This window comes from Paenibacillus sp. FSL H7-0756, assembly GCF_038006765.1.
In the GTDB taxonomy this organism is placed as follows: domain Bacteria; phylum Bacillota; class Bacilli; order Paenibacillales; family Paenibacillaceae; genus Paenibacillus_AQ.
The window spans coordinates 2,567,550-2,582,953 of sequence record NZ_JBBOVT010000001.1; the positions used below are offsets into that span (position 1 = coordinate 2,567,550).

At 53.1% G+C, this 15,404-nt stretch carries 15 protein-coding genes; 12 read left to right on the forward strand and 3 right to left on the reverse strand.

Translation table 11 applies throughout. The features are described 5' to 3' along the window. Nucleotides 1-326 precede the first annotated feature (326 nt). From ruvC to yajC, 7 genes are all read left to right on the forward strand, one after another. Entirely contained in the window at nucleotides 327-830 is a 504-nt protein-coding gene (gene ruvC / locus NST04_RS11395) for a crossover junction endodeoxyribonuclease RuvC (RefSeq protein WP_036690559.1), read from the forward strand. Further along, nucleotides 827-1,450: a Holliday junction branch migration protein RuvA gene (ruvA, locus tag NST04_RS11400; protein ID WP_341184324.1), complete on the forward strand. Its 624-nt coding sequence runs from the start codon at nucleotides 827-829 to the stop codon at nucleotides 1,448-1,450. The genes ruvC and ruvA overlap by 4 nt, the downstream gene beginning before the upstream one ends. Nucleotides 1,451-1,481: 31 nt before the next feature. Beyond that, the gene (gene ruvB, locus NST04_RS11405) at nucleotides 1,482-2,489 is read left to right on the forward strand and encodes a Holliday junction branch migration DNA helicase RuvB (protein WP_036732369.1); all 1,008 of its coding nucleotides are present in this window, start codon (nucleotides 1,482-1,484) and stop codon (nucleotides 2,487-2,489) included. Nucleotides 2,490-2,665: 176 nt separating this feature from the next. Further along, on the forward strand, nucleotides 2,666-4,768 hold the full coding sequence (locus tag NST04_RS11410) for a SpoIID/LytB domain-containing protein (protein ID WP_341184325.1): 2,103 nt from the start codon (nucleotides 2,666-2,668) through the stop codon (nucleotides 4,766-4,768). 17 nt (nucleotides 4,769-4,785) lie between these two features. Further along, nucleotides 4,786-5,814, forward strand: a complete 1,029-nt coding sequence (gene queA / locus NST04_RS11415; RefSeq protein ID WP_341184326.1) for a tRNA preQ1(34) S-adenosylmethionine ribosyltransferase-isomerase QueA — start codon at nucleotides 4,786-4,788, stop codon at nucleotides 5,812-5,814. Between the two features lie 21 nt (nucleotides 5,815-5,835). After that, entirely contained in the window at nucleotides 5,836-6,972 is a 1,137-nt protein-coding gene (gene tgt, locus NST04_RS11420) for a tRNA guanosine(34) transglycosylase Tgt (protein WP_341017307.1), read from the forward strand. Nucleotides 6,973-7,017: 45 nt separating this feature from the next. Next, entirely contained in the window at nucleotides 7,018-7,332 is a 315-nt protein-coding gene (yajC, locus tag NST04_RS11425; RefSeq protein ID WP_036732365.1) for a preprotein translocase subunit YajC, read from the forward strand. 191 nt (nucleotides 7,333-7,523) lie between these two features. Here yajC and NST04_RS11430 read toward each other — a convergent pair whose 3' ends face one another. After that, on the reverse strand, nucleotides 7,524-8,348 hold the full coding sequence (locus NST04_RS11430) for a phosphatase PAP2 family protein (RefSeq protein WP_341184327.1): 825 nt from the start codon (nucleotides 8,346-8,348) through the stop codon (nucleotides 7,524-7,526). Between the two features lie 114 nt (nucleotides 8,349-8,462). Beyond that, the gene (locus NST04_RS11435; protein ID WP_341184328.1) at nucleotides 8,463-8,855 is read right to left on the reverse strand and encodes a TIGR04086 family membrane protein; all 393 of its coding nucleotides are present in this window, start codon (nucleotides 8,853-8,855) and stop codon (nucleotides 8,463-8,465) included. A gap of 198 nt (nucleotides 8,856-9,053) precedes the next feature. Between NST04_RS11435 and NST04_RS11440 the strand changes: the two genes are divergently transcribed. Continuing rightward, nucleotides 9,054-9,863, forward strand: coding sequence for a DUF421 domain-containing protein (locus tag NST04_RS11440; RefSeq protein WP_341184329.1), 810 nt, complete (start codon nucleotides 9,054-9,056; stop codon nucleotides 9,861-9,863). Here NST04_RS11440 and spoVB read toward each other — a convergent pair. Next, nucleotides 9,860-11,461 carry a stage V sporulation protein B gene (spoVB, locus tag NST04_RS11445; RefSeq protein WP_341184330.1) on the reverse strand — a complete coding sequence of 534 codons (1,602 nt, stop codon included), beginning with the start codon at nucleotides 11,459-11,461 and terminating at the stop codon, nucleotides 9,860-9,862. The genes NST04_RS11440 and spoVB overlap by 4 nt on opposite strands. Before the next feature lie 214 nt (nucleotides 11,462-11,675). Between spoVB and NST04_RS11450 the strand changes: the two genes are divergently transcribed. The 4 genes from NST04_RS11450 to NST04_RS11465 all read left to right on the forward strand — a co-directional run bounded on the left by NST04_RS11450 (nucleotide 11,676) and on the right by NST04_RS11465 (nucleotide 15,387). Further along, nucleotides 11,676-11,927 (forward strand): post-transcriptional regulator, encoded by a 252-nt coding sequence (locus NST04_RS11450; protein ID WP_036690543.1) that lies wholly within the window; start codon nucleotides 11,676-11,678, stop codon nucleotides 11,925-11,927. A 233-nt stretch (nucleotides 11,928-12,160) separates the two neighbouring features. Beyond that, on the forward strand, nucleotides 12,161-13,414 hold the full coding sequence (secD, locus tag NST04_RS11455; protein ID WP_341184331.1) for a protein translocase subunit SecD: 1,254 nt from the start codon (nucleotides 12,161-12,163) through the stop codon (nucleotides 13,412-13,414). Next, nucleotides 13,404-14,300, forward strand: a complete 897-nt coding sequence (secF, locus tag NST04_RS11460; protein ID WP_036690539.1) for a protein translocase subunit SecF — start codon at nucleotides 13,404-13,406, stop codon at nucleotides 14,298-14,300. Before secD ends, secF begins: the two co-directional genes overlap by 11 nt. Before the next feature lie 121 nt (nucleotides 14,301-14,421). Further along, the gene (locus NST04_RS11465) at nucleotides 14,422-15,387 is read left to right on the forward strand and encodes a cation diffusion facilitator family transporter (RefSeq protein WP_341184332.1); all 966 of its coding nucleotides are present in this window, start codon (nucleotides 14,422-14,424) and stop codon (nucleotides 15,385-15,387) included. The last annotated feature ends 17 nt before the right edge of the window (nucleotides 15,388-15,404 follow it).

The window sequence follows — 15,404 nt, forward strand, 5'->3', positions numbered from 1 at the left end:
GTGCACCTGAATCCCGGGAATGTTAGCTAAATGAGCAAATGAGGAGCACAAGTGCACCTGAATCCTGGGAATGTTGGCTAAATGAGCAAATGAGGAGCATTAGTGCACCTGAATCCCGGGAATGTTGGCTAAATGAGCAAATGAGGAGCATTAGTGCACCTCTATCTCCTGAGCCCTGACATGTAGACAAACAATAGCGTTTCAAATCCCCAGGGACAAACTTTTTGTCTCCCGGGGAATTTTTTTTGCTATAATGGGTGGAAGGAATACATATGTTCGCTTTAGGGCCGGATTATCCGCCCGGGCATAGGGGAGAGAGAAGGATCTTGCGCATTTTGGGGATTGATCCGGGGCTGGCGATTGTCGGCTTTGGCTTCGTAGATAAGGTTGGCAACAAATTAACACCGGTCCAATACGGCTGTATCCAGACCGAGGCACATACCCCGGAAGAAGAGCGTCTGCTGCATGTCTATGAAGGCATGGTACAGCTGATAGATAAATATAAGCCGGATGCGGTAGCGGTAGAGAAGCTGTTCTTCAGCCGCAATGTGACCACGGCTCTGCCGGTGGCGCAGGCACGCGGGGTGCTGATTCTGGCAGCCGTGCAGCGCGGGCTTCCGGTGGCAGAATACACCCCAATGATGGTGAAGCAGGCTGTAGTCGGTTACGGCAAGGCGGAGAAGAAGCAGGTGCAGGAGATGGTCAAGCTGCTCTTGAAGCTGACGGCTGTGCCGAAGCCCGATGATGTGGCGGATGCGCTGGCGGTGGCGGTATGCCATGCCCATTCCGTGAGTCTTAATTCCAAATTAAATGAGGTATTGCGAAAATGATAGATTTTCTTAGAGGGCCGGTTGCACATTTGGAGCCGGAATATGTTGTGCTGGATGTGCAGGGCGTGGGGTACCGGGTATTTTGCCCGAACCCGTATGCTTTTGCCAAGACTGAGGGTCCGGTGACTGTGTTCATTCATTATCAGACCCGCGAGGATGCTACGCTTTTATTCGGATTCCCGTCACGTGAGGAGCAGAGGCTGTTCCGCAAGCTGATTGAGGTGTCGGGCATCGGCCCGCGTGTAGCGCTGGGCATTCTGACGGGCGGAACGCCGGACCAGCTGATCGCAGCCATCTATCAGGAGAATATTACTTTCCTGACGAAGCTGCCGGGGATCGGCAAGAAGACGGCGCAGCGGATGATTCTGGATCTGAAGGACAAGCTGGACGGCTTCGGCGGGGCAGCCTTGCAGACGGGATTGTTCGCAGTGGCTGCTGAAGCACAGAGTAAGGCAGAGGCGCTCCCGTGGGAAGAAGCCCGGGATGCGCTGAAGGCGCTTGGTTACACTGATGCCGAGCTGGACCGGGTGTACTTGAAGATGAAGCAGGAAGGCACGGATACCGGACCGGTAGATGTGCTGATGAAGAAGGCGCTGGGGCTGCTGTATATCGCCAAATAGGATAGGTCCCTGAAGAACGGAGTGAGGAAGAATGGATGACCGGATTATATCGGCTAATCTGATGATGGACGAGCAGGCGGTGGAATTAAGTCTGCGCCCCCGTTATCTGGGTGAATATATCGGCCAGAACCAGGTGAAAGAGAACCTGAAAATATATATAGAAGCGGCCAAGATGCGCAGTGAAGCACTGGATCATGTTCTGCTCTACGGACCTCCGGGTCTCGGCAAAACGACGCTGGCCAATATTATTGCCAACGAGCTGGGAGTCAATCTGCGGACCACCTCCGGCCCGGCAATTGAACGGCCCGGCGATCTGGCGGCGCTGCTGACGAACCTTCAGGAAGGCGATGTGCTGTTCATTGACGAGATTCACCGTCTGCACCGGACGGTGGAGGAGGTCATGTATCCGGCGATGGAGGATTTCGCGCTGGATATTATGATCGGCAAGGGGCCGAGCGCACGGTCGGTCCGGCTCGATCTGCCGCCCTTCACGCTCATTGGGGCGACGACACGCGCGGGACTGCTGTCTGCTCCGCTGCGTGACCGCTTCGGAGTGGTCAGCCGGCTGGAGTATTACACCATTGATGAACTAAGCTTCATCGTGGCTCGCAACGCTGAACTGCTGGGCATCGAGATTCTGGGCGATGCAGCGGAAGAGATTGCCCTGCGGGCCCGGGGAACACCCCGGATTGCCAACCGTCTTCTGAAGCGGGTACGCGATTACGCTCAGGTCCGGGGCGACGGGATTATCACCCCGGAGATTGCTGCCGAATCGCTGAAGATGCTCCAGGTGGACCCCCGGGGACTGGACAGCATCGACCATAAGATGCTGCAATCCATGATCAGCTCCTTCCGAGGCGGGCCTGTTGGACTGGATACCATCGCCGCTACGATAGGCGAAGAGAGCCAGACCATTGAGGATGTATACGAGCCTTATCTGCTGCAGATCGGTTTCTTGCAGCGTACGCCGCGCGGCCGCATTGTTACGCCTGCGGCATATCATCATCTTGGCCTTCCGCTTCCTCCGCAGCAGAATTGATTGCTGAGAATCCTGCCCGTAGTGCAATATCTTGCGTATGATCTGGGCTACATTTAGCCGATATTCAGCTTATATTTAGCCTATAAAAGGTTCAAATGTTCACCACAGCGACAACCAAGCTGCAATTCAAATCTTAAGTGCGTGTTCATAACATTAATATTTATAGGAGGCCTACAATGAAACTTGCGAAGTGGACAACAACAGGAATCGGGCTGCTGGGCCGTGGGGCGCTGGCTGCATTGCTTGCAGCAGGCAGTCTGCTCATTCCGGCAGATCACGCCCGCGCCGATTCCGGCGGGCCCATCCGGGTTGCACTGTATGCTGACATTGGCAGCAAATATAAATCTACCGTACCGCTGGTAACCCTGCAGTCCGAGCAGAGCTTCAGCTTGCTTCCGGCAGCCGGCGGCAGCCCGTTATTGTCGGTTCCGGCCCAGAACAAGGTCCGTGTCAGTCTGGACGGGTTCCGGGTGAAGGTGCTGGAGACGCCAAGCTGGCAGACCGCTGCGGATGCAGCGAAGAAGCTCCAGGCTGGCTCCAATAAGCCGCAGATCTTTATGGCTGCAAGAGGCGGAGCTAAGGTATATCAGCTATATACCGGAGGCTATGCCAGTGAGGGTGCAGCCAACAACGGGCTGAGTTCAGTCCTCAAAGCCGGTCTGGCGATTCCAGACGGGCAGACCCCGGCGGTGGCCGGAACCAAGCATCTGTCTGCGGGCTCCTACGCTACACTTGAGGAAGCCCAGGCGGTAGTGAGCAGTCTGACCACAGCCGGCTTAGATGCCTGGCCGGTATTCATATCCGGTGAGGGCGGCAGTGCGCGGACCGAGGTATGGGTAGGCGAGGCGTCAAGTGACAGCGAGCTTGCGGCGGTCTCTGCTTCGGCTGCTGCGCTGCTTCCTCAGCTTTCTCTGACGCCTGTGGCTCCGGGTGCACCCGGAGTAATGATCCGCATGGACGCAGGGCTTGATTTCAACAGCGAAGTCCAAGCCTTTCATTATCTGTTATCCGGAAGTAATGCAAAGTTCATTTTGTCCGGCAATGATAAGGGAATTATGCTTACAGAAAGGTCCAAGCGGATCTACCGCGGCGATATGGAGCTTGGCAATCTGAATGGTTCATTGTCTGTCATTAACGTGGTTCCGCTGGAGCAATATCTGTATGCGGTAGTGGGGGGAGAGGTATCCTCCGGCTGGCCGGAGGAGGCGCTGAAGGCCCAGGCTGTAGCGGCACGCAGCTACGCGTTGTCCCAAGGGAACCGCTTCGATGTTGCCAATGTGGTGGATACAACGCTCAGCCAGGTCTATAACGGCATCGGTGCAGAAGCCCCCACAATCATCAAGGCGGTTGATGCAACCGCAGGTGAAGTGCTGCAGAGCGGCGGCAAGGTCGTAGAGGCGGTATTCTCCTCGAACAGCGGCGGCGTTACGGCTGACCCGTCGGAAGTATGGAACAGCGGCGGCAACTATGCCAGTGTGGCCAGCGCAGAGGATGTGGCTGCGGTGGGTTCAGCCAAGAAGTGGTACTATGTACTGCTGGACAGCGGCGTCTCCGGCTATGCCCGGGAAGATAACATCAAATTAACAGGCGAGAAGACAGCCGCAGGGCTCCCCATTGCTACAGCCACAGCCAAGGATGTGAATATCCGGCCGCTGCCTGTCATTGACAGCAGTGCTGCTTCGGCAGGCAAGCTGAATCCCGGCCAGAACGCCGTAGTGCTGAATCAGGTCTATGAATCCGGTAGTTACAGCTGGATCAAGGGTCCCTATTCTTCGGCCGAGCTGCTGAAGAGCCTGGCTGGCAAGACCAGCGGCACTCTGCCCTCTTCCATAACCACTCTGGAGGTTACCCGGCGCGGGCCATCGGGAAGAGCAGTGGAGGTCAAGGCGAACGGCCAGATCCTGCAGGTGAAGTACCCGGATCTGTTCCGTTCCTCCTTCGGCGGATTGCCCAGCACCTTGTTTGATATTGTACCTGCCGGAAGTTATACTGTATTAGGCGCTGACGGCTCTACAGCTGCTATCGGCAGCGCAAGCTCGGCCGGAGTGCTGTCTGCTTCGGGACAAGTGACGTCCAGCGGCAGCGGAACGGTTGTGATGGGCGCGGATCAGACCGCAAGAGTCGTGACCGGCAGTCCGGGCTTCTATTTCATCGGCTGGGGATACGGGCACGGACTCGGCATGTCCCAATGGGGCGTGAAGGGAATGGCCGACAAAGGGTATGATTATAAGCAAATATTGCAACACTATTTTAATAACGTTACTATAATTAAGAATTAAGGAATGAAGATCCTATTATGAATGTTGAACTTTATGATTTCAATTTGCCGGAGGAGCTGATTGCCCAGACTCCGCTTGCCGACCGCAGTTCATCCAGACTGCTGCTGGTAGACAAGGAGAACGGGCAACTGGACCACGGTCATTTCACGGATATACTGGGGCAGTTCCGCCCGGGCGATACGCTTGTACTTAATGATACACGGGTTATTCCCGCCAGACTATTCGGAGTCAAGGAAGATACCGGAGCCAAGGCCGAGGTCCTGCTGCTTAAGAATCTGGAGGGCGACCGCTGGGAGGCGCTGGTGAAGCCCGGCAAGAAGCTGAAGCCCGGAGCGGTCATCGTCTTCAGCGAAGAGCTTCGTGCCGTGATTGAAGATGAGGCGGATATGGGCGGGCGGACACTCCGCTTCATCTATCAGGGGATTTTCCAGGAGATTCTGGACAGGCTCGGCTCGATGCCGCTCCCTCCTTATATCAAGGAAACCCTGGATGACCGTGAGCGCTATCAGACCGTGTATGCCCGGCATGAAGGATCGGCGGCAGCGCCGACAGCCGGACTGCATTTCACCACAGAGCTGCTGGAGCAGATTGCAGCCATCGGTGTGAATATCGTCTATATCACACTCCATGTCGGTCTGGGGACATTCCGTCCGATGTCTGTCGAGACCGTAGAAGAGCATGTCATGCATGCCGAATATTTCGAGCTGTCCCAGGCAGCGGCGGATGCGCTTAATGAAGCCAGAGCAAGGGGCGGAAGAATAATAGCTGTAGGCACAACCTCCTGCCGGACCCTGGAGACCGTAGGCAGACAATGCCAGGACGGGCCGATTGAGGCCTGCAGCGGCTGGACGGATATTTTTATCTATCCGGGTTATGAATTCACTATTGTTAATGCACTGATCACCAATTTCCATCTGCCCAAGTCAACCTTGGTCATGCTGGTAAGCGCTTTGGCTGGCCGGGAGCTGATTCTCGCTGCGTATGAAGAAGCGATTAAGCAACAGTACCGGTTCTTTAGCTTCGGCGATGCAATGTTCATTTATTAAGCAAGAGGAAGGGTTAAACTAATGGCAGCCATCACTTACGAACACATTAAGACATGTAAGCAATCCGGAGCACGGCTCGGAAGAGTCCATACCCCGCACGGAATTATTGAGACACCAACCTTCATGCCGGTGGGCACCCAGGCTACTGTCAAGACGATGAGTCCTGAAGAGCTTAAGCAGATGGAAGCGCAGATTATTCTGAGCAATACGTACCATCTGTTCCTTCGTCCGGGTCATGAGATTATCGGCGAAGCGGGCGGCCTGCATAAGTTCATGAACTGGGACCGCCCGATCCTGACTGACAGCGGCGGCTTTCAGGTATTCTCCCTGAGCGATATGCGTAAGATCACCGAAGAAGGGGTTCATTTCCGCTCCCATCTGAACGGGGACAAGAAGTTTCTGTCTCCCGAAGTCGCTATGGAGGTCCAGAATGCGCTCGGTTCCGATATTATGATGGCCTTCGATGAATGCCCGCCTTATCCGGCAGAATATGAGTATGTGAAGAAATCGCTTGAACGCACTACTCGCTGGGCCGAACGCTGCCTCAAAAGTCATGCCCGTCCGAATGACCAGGGACTGTTCGCTATCGTACAGGGAGGCATGCATGAGGATCTCCGCCGGCAGAGCGCGGCTGATTTGACTTCCATGGATTTCCCGGGGTATGCTATTGGGGGACTCAGCGTCGGAGAGTCCAAGCAGCTTATGTATGAAGTGCTGGATTACACGGTTCCGCTGCTGCCGCAAGGGAAACCGCGCTATTTGATGGGCGTTGGTTCACCGGATGCGCTGCTGGAAGGGTCAATCCGCGGAATAGACATGTTCGACTGTGTTCTGCCTACCCGTATTGCCCGTAATGGAACAACCATGACCAGTCAGGGGAGACTCGTCGTGCGTAACGCCCAGTATGCCCGTGATTTCGGGCCGCTGGACCCGGAGTGTACCTGCTACACCTGCCGGAACTATTCCCGTGCTTATCTGCGTCATCTGATTAAGGCCGATGAAACCTTCGGCTTGCGGCTGACAACGTACCATAACTTACACTTCCTGCTGGAATTGATGCGTAAAGTGCGTGAAGCCATCATGGAAGATCGGCTGCTTGATTTTCGCGATGAGTTTTTTGCACAATACGGATTATATGATAATCTAAAAGGCTTCTAGAGCGTACGGAGTGTTCATGTTTATTCTTGAAAGGGGGGAAATGATATGTCACAGTTTTATATGGCAGCAGGTACAGGCGGCGGAGGCAGTATTCTGGGTCTTGTAGGTCCTTTTGTACTGATGTTTGTCGTGTTCTACTTCCTGTTGATTCGTCCGCAGCAGAAGAAGACCAAGGCACGCAACGGAATGCTCAAAGCGCTGAAGAAGGGCGATAAGGTAGTTACCATCGGCGGTCTGCACGGAACGATCATGGAGATTTCGGATGACATCGTTATTCTGCGGGTTAATGATGTGACCCGATTGACATTTGACCGGGGTTCGATCAGTCACGCGGTTGTGGAAGTAGAAGACAAGATGTAATAGTCTCTCTGCTAACTTACATAAAAATCGGCGTATCTCTTAGGAGATACGCCGATTTTTTTTAAATACATGAATTTTTATGGTTCACACTGTACATTATCCTTCTATTTCTCGCTGAAACGGTACCATCCTTTAAAAGGATGGCAAAGCCGTTTCTACTTGTATGCTTTTCAAGTGCTGAAATGATTGCATTACCGTGTGTTGGTAACCCGGCCCCGCACTCTCAAGCCTTGTTCCCCGCTGCGCAGGGTGAGCTTGGCAAGCGGTACGGCGATAGCCGTAGACAGCACAGCCAGCAAGGTGCCGCCAATCATGTCGGTCAGCCAGTGAATGCCGAGATAGAAGATTCCAAATACGATAATAACGGCTGAGATTGTACTGATCACCATCCAGCGGCGGTTGCCGGAACGGTAAGCGAGCAGAGCCATGGATACGGAGATAGCGGTATGCAGGCTCGGGAAGCAGTTATTGAGGCCGGATAGCGGCCGGTATTCCTGTTCAAACTTCGGGAAAACGTCGAGCATGATGAATCGGACCCCGGCAGGCGCATAGGACCATACCTCGTTAACCGGAAAGTACAGATAGAACGGAATAGCGATAGCATAGGTTAAAATAATGGTGTAGCAGGTCGCATAGAGGATCACACGGTTTTTGTCCAGCAGATAGATCCCGAGCGAGGCCGCCAGCACGGCTTGCAGCATGAAGATATAGAAGAAGACAATAACCGGGGTCAGCCAAGGTGCGTAGAACAGCTCTTGAACCATCCGGACGAAATGCCCCTCCAGGCCAAATACAAAACCTGTGTAATCTGCGGTCAACCGCATCTTCTCTTCGATCTGCAGCTCATATTTATTCAGGGCAAGAATGCTGAACATTCCTATAATAATGAGAGCGAATTTATAGGACCTCAGCAGCTCTCTCCCGATTTCAACTAAGGCCATCAGCGGATTGCGCCGTGCGCCGATCCAGATTAAGATCACAACAATGGCAACGGTATATACAACTACAAGATTCATGGACTGATACAGCAAAGCATTCGAAGCCTCCTTGATAATCGCTCATATGAAGTCAGACATAGGTAGTGTACCATATTTTCAAGGGAAGGTTTCAATTTTCGAAAATTATATTAATTAGGATTTCTGTAAATTAACTCCAAACATTCCTCCGAGTGCGCTGATGCCTGCAGCCGCCAGAACCCACAGGAAGTCCATTCCTCCGGGTGAACTGTCAAGCGCGAGAAATCCGATCAGGAGCACAGCCAGTCCGTATAACATGCCTGTGAGTCCTCCTTGGTACCAGCCTCTGCGGACGGCTCTGCTGCCTGCGGTCAGGCCTCCGAATGCGGCAGCGACGCCGTGCACAATATAGGTGTACATAGTGAGGTCCTGTTCCTGCAGTCCGCTGCCCCAGAGCAGGAGGGAGAGGATGAACGCACCCAGCATCATCCACAGGAACGAGCGGATTAAACCCGATAATACCGGACTAGATATTTTCCATGAGAATAGACGCCTGATCAGAGACATGGTAAAACCCCCTAAAAGTTTGTTAACCGGATACTAATTATTGTATGGGGAGGCTTGCCCCAATAGTACAAGAATAGGCGGTATGACTTTTACCAGTAATTAAGCAGCCGTTTTCCGAATGTTCCCCTTACGGTCAGGTCAGAATAGGGGTACATTAATCCCTCTTCGGGGGAGTAGCGGAAGGGGAGCGAAGAGAATATGTTCCAGCATATTACGACCCATGTCTTTCTGACCGTGCTGATGTATATCTTCATTTTCCTGAGCATGCGCATCATGGGCAAACGTGAAATCGGCAAGCTGTCTGTATTTGACCTGACCATTTCCATCATGATTGCCGAAATCGGTGTCTTTGTAATTGAGGATATCGAGCGCCCCATCTATGATGGTATTGTGCCTATGGCGACCCTGGTGCTGATTCAGGTTATCGTCGCACAGCTCAGTCTGAAGAGCCGGAAGCTGCGTTTATTGGTGGATGGCAGACCCAGCATCCTGATTTCGGACGGGAAGATTCACCGGGGCGAGATGCGCAGGCAGCGGTATAATATTGATGATTTGCTATTGCAGCTCCGCGGGCAGAATATTGTCAGTCCGGCTGATGTGGAGTTCGCGATCCTGGAGACAAGCGGGCAGTTAACCGTAATTGAGAAGAATGCCAACGTCACTTCATCCAATCAGTCGGGCAACAGCAGCTCCGGCGCAGAGCGGAAGGAGAAGAACGGAGATAGCCAGAAGGAATCCGGCGATGCTGAATCATCCGGCGGTGACTCTGCTTCCGTGAAGCTGCCGAAGCATAAGATCCGTTATGAAGGGCTGCCGATTCCCCTGATTATGGACGGGAAGGTGCAGGACAGCAATCTGGAGATGATCGGCAAGAACCGCTTCTGGCTAAGAACGCAGATCCGGCAGAAGGGGGTCTCTGATTTCCGGGATGTCTTCCTGTGCTCCGTGGACCATAAGGGGGAGCTCTATATTGCCCCGATCAATCCGGATAAAGGGAAGCAGACCTAACTGCGCCAGCGTCTGAAAAAGGGCACCCGTTCCAGGTCGCGTCTGGAGATCAGCCCGGATAACAGGCAGATGCTTAGATAGATGGCCATACCACAAGTACCAGCGGCCAGGAATTGTATCCACTGCGACTGTGAGATTGGAACAGACGTATAGACATACGACATTCCGGCGGCCATGATGACCGTAGCGGCCAGGATTTTGAGCGGGTCCGACCAGCGTAGGGACATGGCGGTCAGCTTGACCACACTGTAGCCGTGCAGAAGCGTGACAAGCAGGCTGTTAACCATAATGGCGATGATAGCGCCCAGAATGCCGTATTCGGGGCGGGAGGCCAGCAGGAGAATCAGCAGGATTTTGACTATAGCTCCTATCAGCGTATTGATCAGTGCCTTGCCCGGCCGGTCCATAGCCTGAAGGGCTGCTTGCAGCGGGGCCTGCACGTAGAGGAATACTGCGAACGGAGCCATCATTCTAAGCATAGGGGCTGTATCCGCCGCATTGCCGTACATTAGTGTACAGAGCGGTACGGCAAGAATATACATAACGGCAGCAAACGGGGCACCGGTCACCATGGCGAGCCGCAGGGCCTGGTGCATTCTTTTGTGAATCGTGGGCAAATCGTTGCGGGCGGCGGCCTCGGATAAGGAAGGGACGAGGGAGACGGCCAGCGAGGAGCTTAGCACACCCGGCAGCAGCAGCAGCGGAATCACCATTCCCTGCAAGGAACCATATTGTGCGGTTGCGGCGGCGGCTGCGATTCCGGCAAGCGCGAGGCTGCGCACGGTAATAATGGATTCCAGAAGGTAAGAGAATGAGCCGATCAGTCGTCCGGCGGTAACCGGTATTGAAATACCGATCAGACGCTTAAATACAGGTGTAGTTGTCTGCCCAGGCTCGCGTCCGGCATTGCCTTGTGTATTCTGAACAGTCACATCTACGGAAGGCGGGGGTTCAGACCTGTCTTTTTTGTCGTTAAAATAATATTGCCCCAGCAGGGCCAGCATTCCGGCGATCTCCCCCACGGTTACACCCAGCATCGCACCCGCAGCGGCAAAGGCGATTCCCTTCGGCAGCAGCATCCAGGAGAACCACAGCATGAAGAAGATCCGGATGACCGATTCCAGCACGGAGGAGAAGGCCGAGGGAATCATGTTCTGTCTGCCTTGAAAGTATCCCCGGTAGATGGATGAGACGGCGACGATGGCGATCATGGGGGTCATGCTGACGAAGGTGTAATAGACACGCCGGTCCGTCAGGAGAACGCTGGATACCCAGGAGGCGCTGAACAGGGCGACGAAGGTGAACACAATGCCCAGCGACAGGCTGAGGGCAAGGCCGGTTTGCAGAATTTTGCGGGACTGCTCCGGGCGGTTCTCCCCTTCGGCTTCTGCAACCAGTTTGGCAATGGCCAGCGGGATTCCTCCCGTAATTACCGTAATAAGCACAATGAAAAACGGGTATCCAAGCTGATACAGACCCACCCCTTCAGCGCCGATGATCCGGGGCAGGGCAATCCGGGGAATGAAGCCAAGCATCCGGTTAATGATACCGGCGAGCAGCAGGATGATCGTTCCTTGTATAAAGGTCTGTTTCCTCACAGGGCACTCCTTCTTCCTACATATGAGATGAAACTGCAAGTGAATTACCGCCATAATCAAGCAAGGCTTGTATAAGGATATGCCGGTACAGGTGCGCTGCATGACAAGCATTCCATAGACAAGTTTTTTGGCCGAAAGCAGGAAAGTATGAGCGCAGGGTCGAATACGTACCACTGAGCATACGTAATTGAGGAATCTTTGGAGGTGCCTGCACGTGGAATCGGAACAATGGAGATATGACGAGCTTAGTGAAGATATCGAAGCCATGTGCATCAGCAAAGCGGAGGAATTCCGGCTCCTCGGCTATGAATATGTGACCGGTAAGGATATTTGGGATTGCATCAGCCGCAATTATGCCAAGGAGGGGAGACCTCCCCTGCACAGGCTGGTCAATGACATCTATTCGCTCAAGTCAGGCAGTTATATGACTTATCTGACCTTGGCGGCCTACCGGGGATTGAATTAACGGGGGGATTTGTCAAAAGGAACGATTTTCTTTTGCAAACGGGTACGCGAAGCAGTAAAGTAAGTACAGAGTGTTCAGACTTGTCCTATCAAACGGAGGTATCCTCGCTGTGCAGCAGAACCTGCCGTTTCTTTGTGTGAATCAAGACACCGTCATTCCTTATGAATTGACGGTCATTTCGCACGTAGCTATAATAGGAATATTGAAGTAATGAAAGGGGAACTAGCTAGAGCATGAAGAGAATGTTGAGCTTTATCATTACCGTGGTCGTTCTAACCGGCGTCATGGTATTTACTACTCCCGGGCTGCTGGACAGAGTCCGTCTGGGTCTTGACCTTAAGGGCGGATTCGAAATTCTGTACCACGCCGAGCCAATGGATACGGGAGGAACTCTGACCCGCGCTTCGCTGCAGAAGACTGCAGAGAGCCTGGAGAAGCGGGCGAATGCACTCGGAACCAGCGAGCCTGAGGTGACCACCGAAGGTACGGACCGCATCCGTCTGAAGATCGCAGGTGTTACCGACGAAGCAGAGGTCCGCAAGAAAATGAAAGAACCCGCAGTTCTCACCTTCCGCAGTGCCAAGGAAGGGGATGCTCCCGGAGTATTCAGTAAGATTGAGCTTGTAGGCAGTGACTTCGTGGAAGGTGCGGCAGAGGTTCAACGCGACAGTCTGAACCGTCCCGAAATCAGCATCTCGATCAAAGACAAGAAGAAATTCGCAGAGATTACCGAGCGTCTGCTGGGTAAGGAACTTGCTATCTATCTGGATGAGAACCTGTTATCTGCGCCTCCGACGGTACGAGCTGTGCTGACCGATGGTAAGGCTTCGATCTCCGGAGGATATACGCTGGATGAAGCCCGTGAGATTGCCGATACGATCAACCTCGGTGCTTTGCCGCTGAAGCTGACAGAGAAATATTCCCAGAGCGTAGGGGCTACACTGGGTAAGCAATCCCTGGATGAGACTGTCAGAGCCGGTATTGTCGGTTCTGTGATTATTTTGATTTTCATGCTGCTTATGTACCGTCTTCCGGGCGTACTGGCCAGCTTCGCGCTGATCCTGCACACCTGGCTGCTGATTCTGGTATTTGTCCTGGCGGACTTTACGCTGACCCTTCCCGGGATCGCCGCGTTCATTCTCGGTATAGGGATGGCCGTCGATGCCAATATCATTACCAATGAACGGATCAGGGAAGAGATGCGCAGCGGGAAGGGCATTATGTCTTCCGTCAAAGCAGGGAACAAGACCTCCTTCCGTACAGTTATGGATGCGAATGTAACCACTATTATCGTAGCGGCTGTCATGTTCGCCTTCGGTACTGGTGCGGTCAAAGGCTTCGCACTGATTCTGATCGTGGAAATTGTACTAAGTATCGTAACAAACCTTTATTTTGCCCACTGGATGCTGACTGTGCTGGTTAAAGCCGGCGCACTCAAGAAGCCGAAGCAATTTGGGGTAAAGGAGAGTGACATCAGTGCGCTTTAAGAAAGAGCTTGACTTCGTACATTTAAGTAAATTTTTCTATATCTTCTCGATCGCCATTACTGTAGCTGGTCTGATCTTTCTGGCGACCTTCGGCCTGAATTACAGCGTTGACTTCAAGGCTGGTTCCAATGTGGACGTGTCGCTCTCGAAGAGTGTCACGCTGGCTGAGCTTCAGCCGGCTCTAAAGGATGCAGGCATTGGGCATGAGCCGACGATTACCATCGGCGACAAGCGGGTCAACATCCGTTATGATCAAGAGCTGAGTGATACACAGAGCGAGACCCTCAAGAAGTCAATCAACAAGATTGATGAGAAGGCGTCTTTTGAGATCAACACCGTAGATACCGAAATGGCCAAGGAGCTGGCCCGGAATGCGATTTATTCTGTGCTGCTTGCCAGTATCGGGATTATCATTTATGTTAGTATCCGGTTTGAATGGCGTTTCGCGTTGGCTTCCATTGTGGCGCTGCTCCATGACGCATTCATGGTAGTGGCGATCTTCTCGATCTTCCGTCTGGAGGTTGACATTACCTTCATTGTCGCGGTGCTGACCATTATCGGTTACTCGATTAACGATACGATCGTTATCTTTGACCGGATACGCGAGAATCTGCGCTTCGGTAAACAGAAGTCGTATGAGGACCTGAAGCACCTGGTTAACAAAAGTGTAATGCAGACACTCATGCGTTCTCTTTATACAGCCTTCACCGTATTTATCGCCGCGTTCTTCCTGCTGATTATGGGCGGCGAGTCGATCCGCATGTTCTCGCTGGCCATGGTTATCGGTCTGCTCTTCGGAGCCTATTCATCGATCTTCATCGCAAGTCCGCTCTGGCTGCTCCTGAAGAAGCGCCAGAAGCCGGCTAAGACCCCGGCCAAAGTCTAACACCCGCTTGTTCTGTAAGCCGCGTCTGTAGCGACGCGGCTTTTCGGAATCTTCGGGTTAGGGCGTCTTGCTTGATTTCATCATCATGAGTTTACCTGCTAGTGGTAAGGAGGGCCTCGTTATGAATGACAAACCATTACCCCGGAAACAAACTGTTGCCTGGACCGGAATCCTTAGTGATGTTCTGCTTGCTGTAGCCAAGGGAAGTATCGGTTATCTGTCAGGCAGCAAAGCATTGTTGGGGGATGCAATTTATTCGGGAGCAGATGCCGCTGCCAGACTGGCGGGGGTGATTCCGTGGAACCTGAAGCAGAGTCACAAGACTACAGGCGCAGCCGAACGTGGCCGTACTGTACAAGGAAGCAAGGAGCCCATGGCGGCTATTCTGTTCTCTGTGCTGATTATTATGGGCGGGCTGCAGGTTGCTTTCTCGGCTATCCGTGATTTGACAAGGGGACATCTGTCGGCACCGGAGGAGTCAGCGCTTGTTGCTGTCCTGCTGTGCATTGTGTTCAAAGAGGCTGTATTTCAATACCAGTACCGTTATTTCAAAAAAAAGGGTGACGGCAGTCATGCAGCTTATGCCGATAGCCACCGGTTCAGCCTCTATACGTCTATAACTGTATTTATCGGAATTGCCCTGGCCATAACTGGAGGATACTTGAACTGGCATCCTCTGCTCTACATGGACCCCATTGCAGCTCTGCTGACCGGATGTCTGATTCTCCGCAAAGGCTATTCATTAATTGCTTCCTCTGTGTACAGTAAGAAGATTCAGGAGCTTCCTTCCGAGGAAGCAGCCAGCTTCATTGAGACGGTTCAGCGGGTACACGGAGTCATCCGGGTGGAGCAGCTCCGGGCGCTTGAGGAAGGCGACTATGTGAATCTGCATGTAAAGATTAGTGTGAATCCGCGGATCAGCGTGATGGAAGCACAGGATATTTCGGAATGTGCAAGGAAGCTGCTTCAGCACCGGTTCGTTCATGTTGGTGAGGTTCATATGGATGTTGTGCCGTATGATCCGGGTTATCCTTATAAAAGCAATCACGAGCTCGTGGACAACGATATTCCCACGCTGCTTCAGTAGTCTGCAAGGTGAGAGAA

Coding starts and splice junctions, on each gene's coding strand:
- NST04_RS11440 (WP_341184329.1), top strand. CDS start 9,054: ATGTTCCAGCATATTACGACCCATGTCTTTCTGACCGTGCTGATGTAT.
- NST04_RS11410 (WP_341184325.1), top strand. CDS start 2,666: ATGAAACTTGCGAAGTGGACAACAACAGGAATCGGGCTGCTGGGCCGT.
- NST04_RS11465 (WP_341184332.1), top strand. CDS start 14,422: ATGAATGACAAACCATTACCCCGGAAACAAACTGTTGCCTGGACCGGA.
- NST04_RS11430 (WP_341184327.1), bottom strand. CDS start 8,348: ATGAATCTTGTAGTTGTATATACCGTTGCCATTGTTGTGATCTTAATC.
- queA (WP_341184326.1), top strand. CDS start 4,786: ATGAATGTTGAACTTTATGATTTCAATTTGCCGGAGGAGCTGATTGCC.
- tgt (WP_341017307.1), top strand. CDS start 5,836: ATGGCAGCCATCACTTACGAACACATTAAGACATGTAAGCAATCCGGA.
- yajC (WP_036732365.1), top strand. CDS start 7,018: ATGTCACAGTTTTATATGGCAGCAGGTACAGGCGGCGGAGGCAGTATT.
- secD (WP_341184331.1), top strand. CDS start 12,161: ATGAAGAGAATGTTGAGCTTTATCATTACCGTGGTCGTTCTAACCGGC.
- ruvA (WP_341184324.1), top strand. CDS start 827: ATGATAGATTTTCTTAGAGGGCCGGTTGCACATTTGGAGCCGGAATAT.
- NST04_RS11435 (WP_341184328.1), bottom strand. CDS start 8,855: ATGTCTCTGATCAGGCGTCTATTCTCATGGAAAATATCTAGTCCGGTA.
- ruvB (WP_036732369.1), top strand. CDS start 1,482: ATGGATGACCGGATTATATCGGCTAATCTGATGATGGACGAGCAGGCG.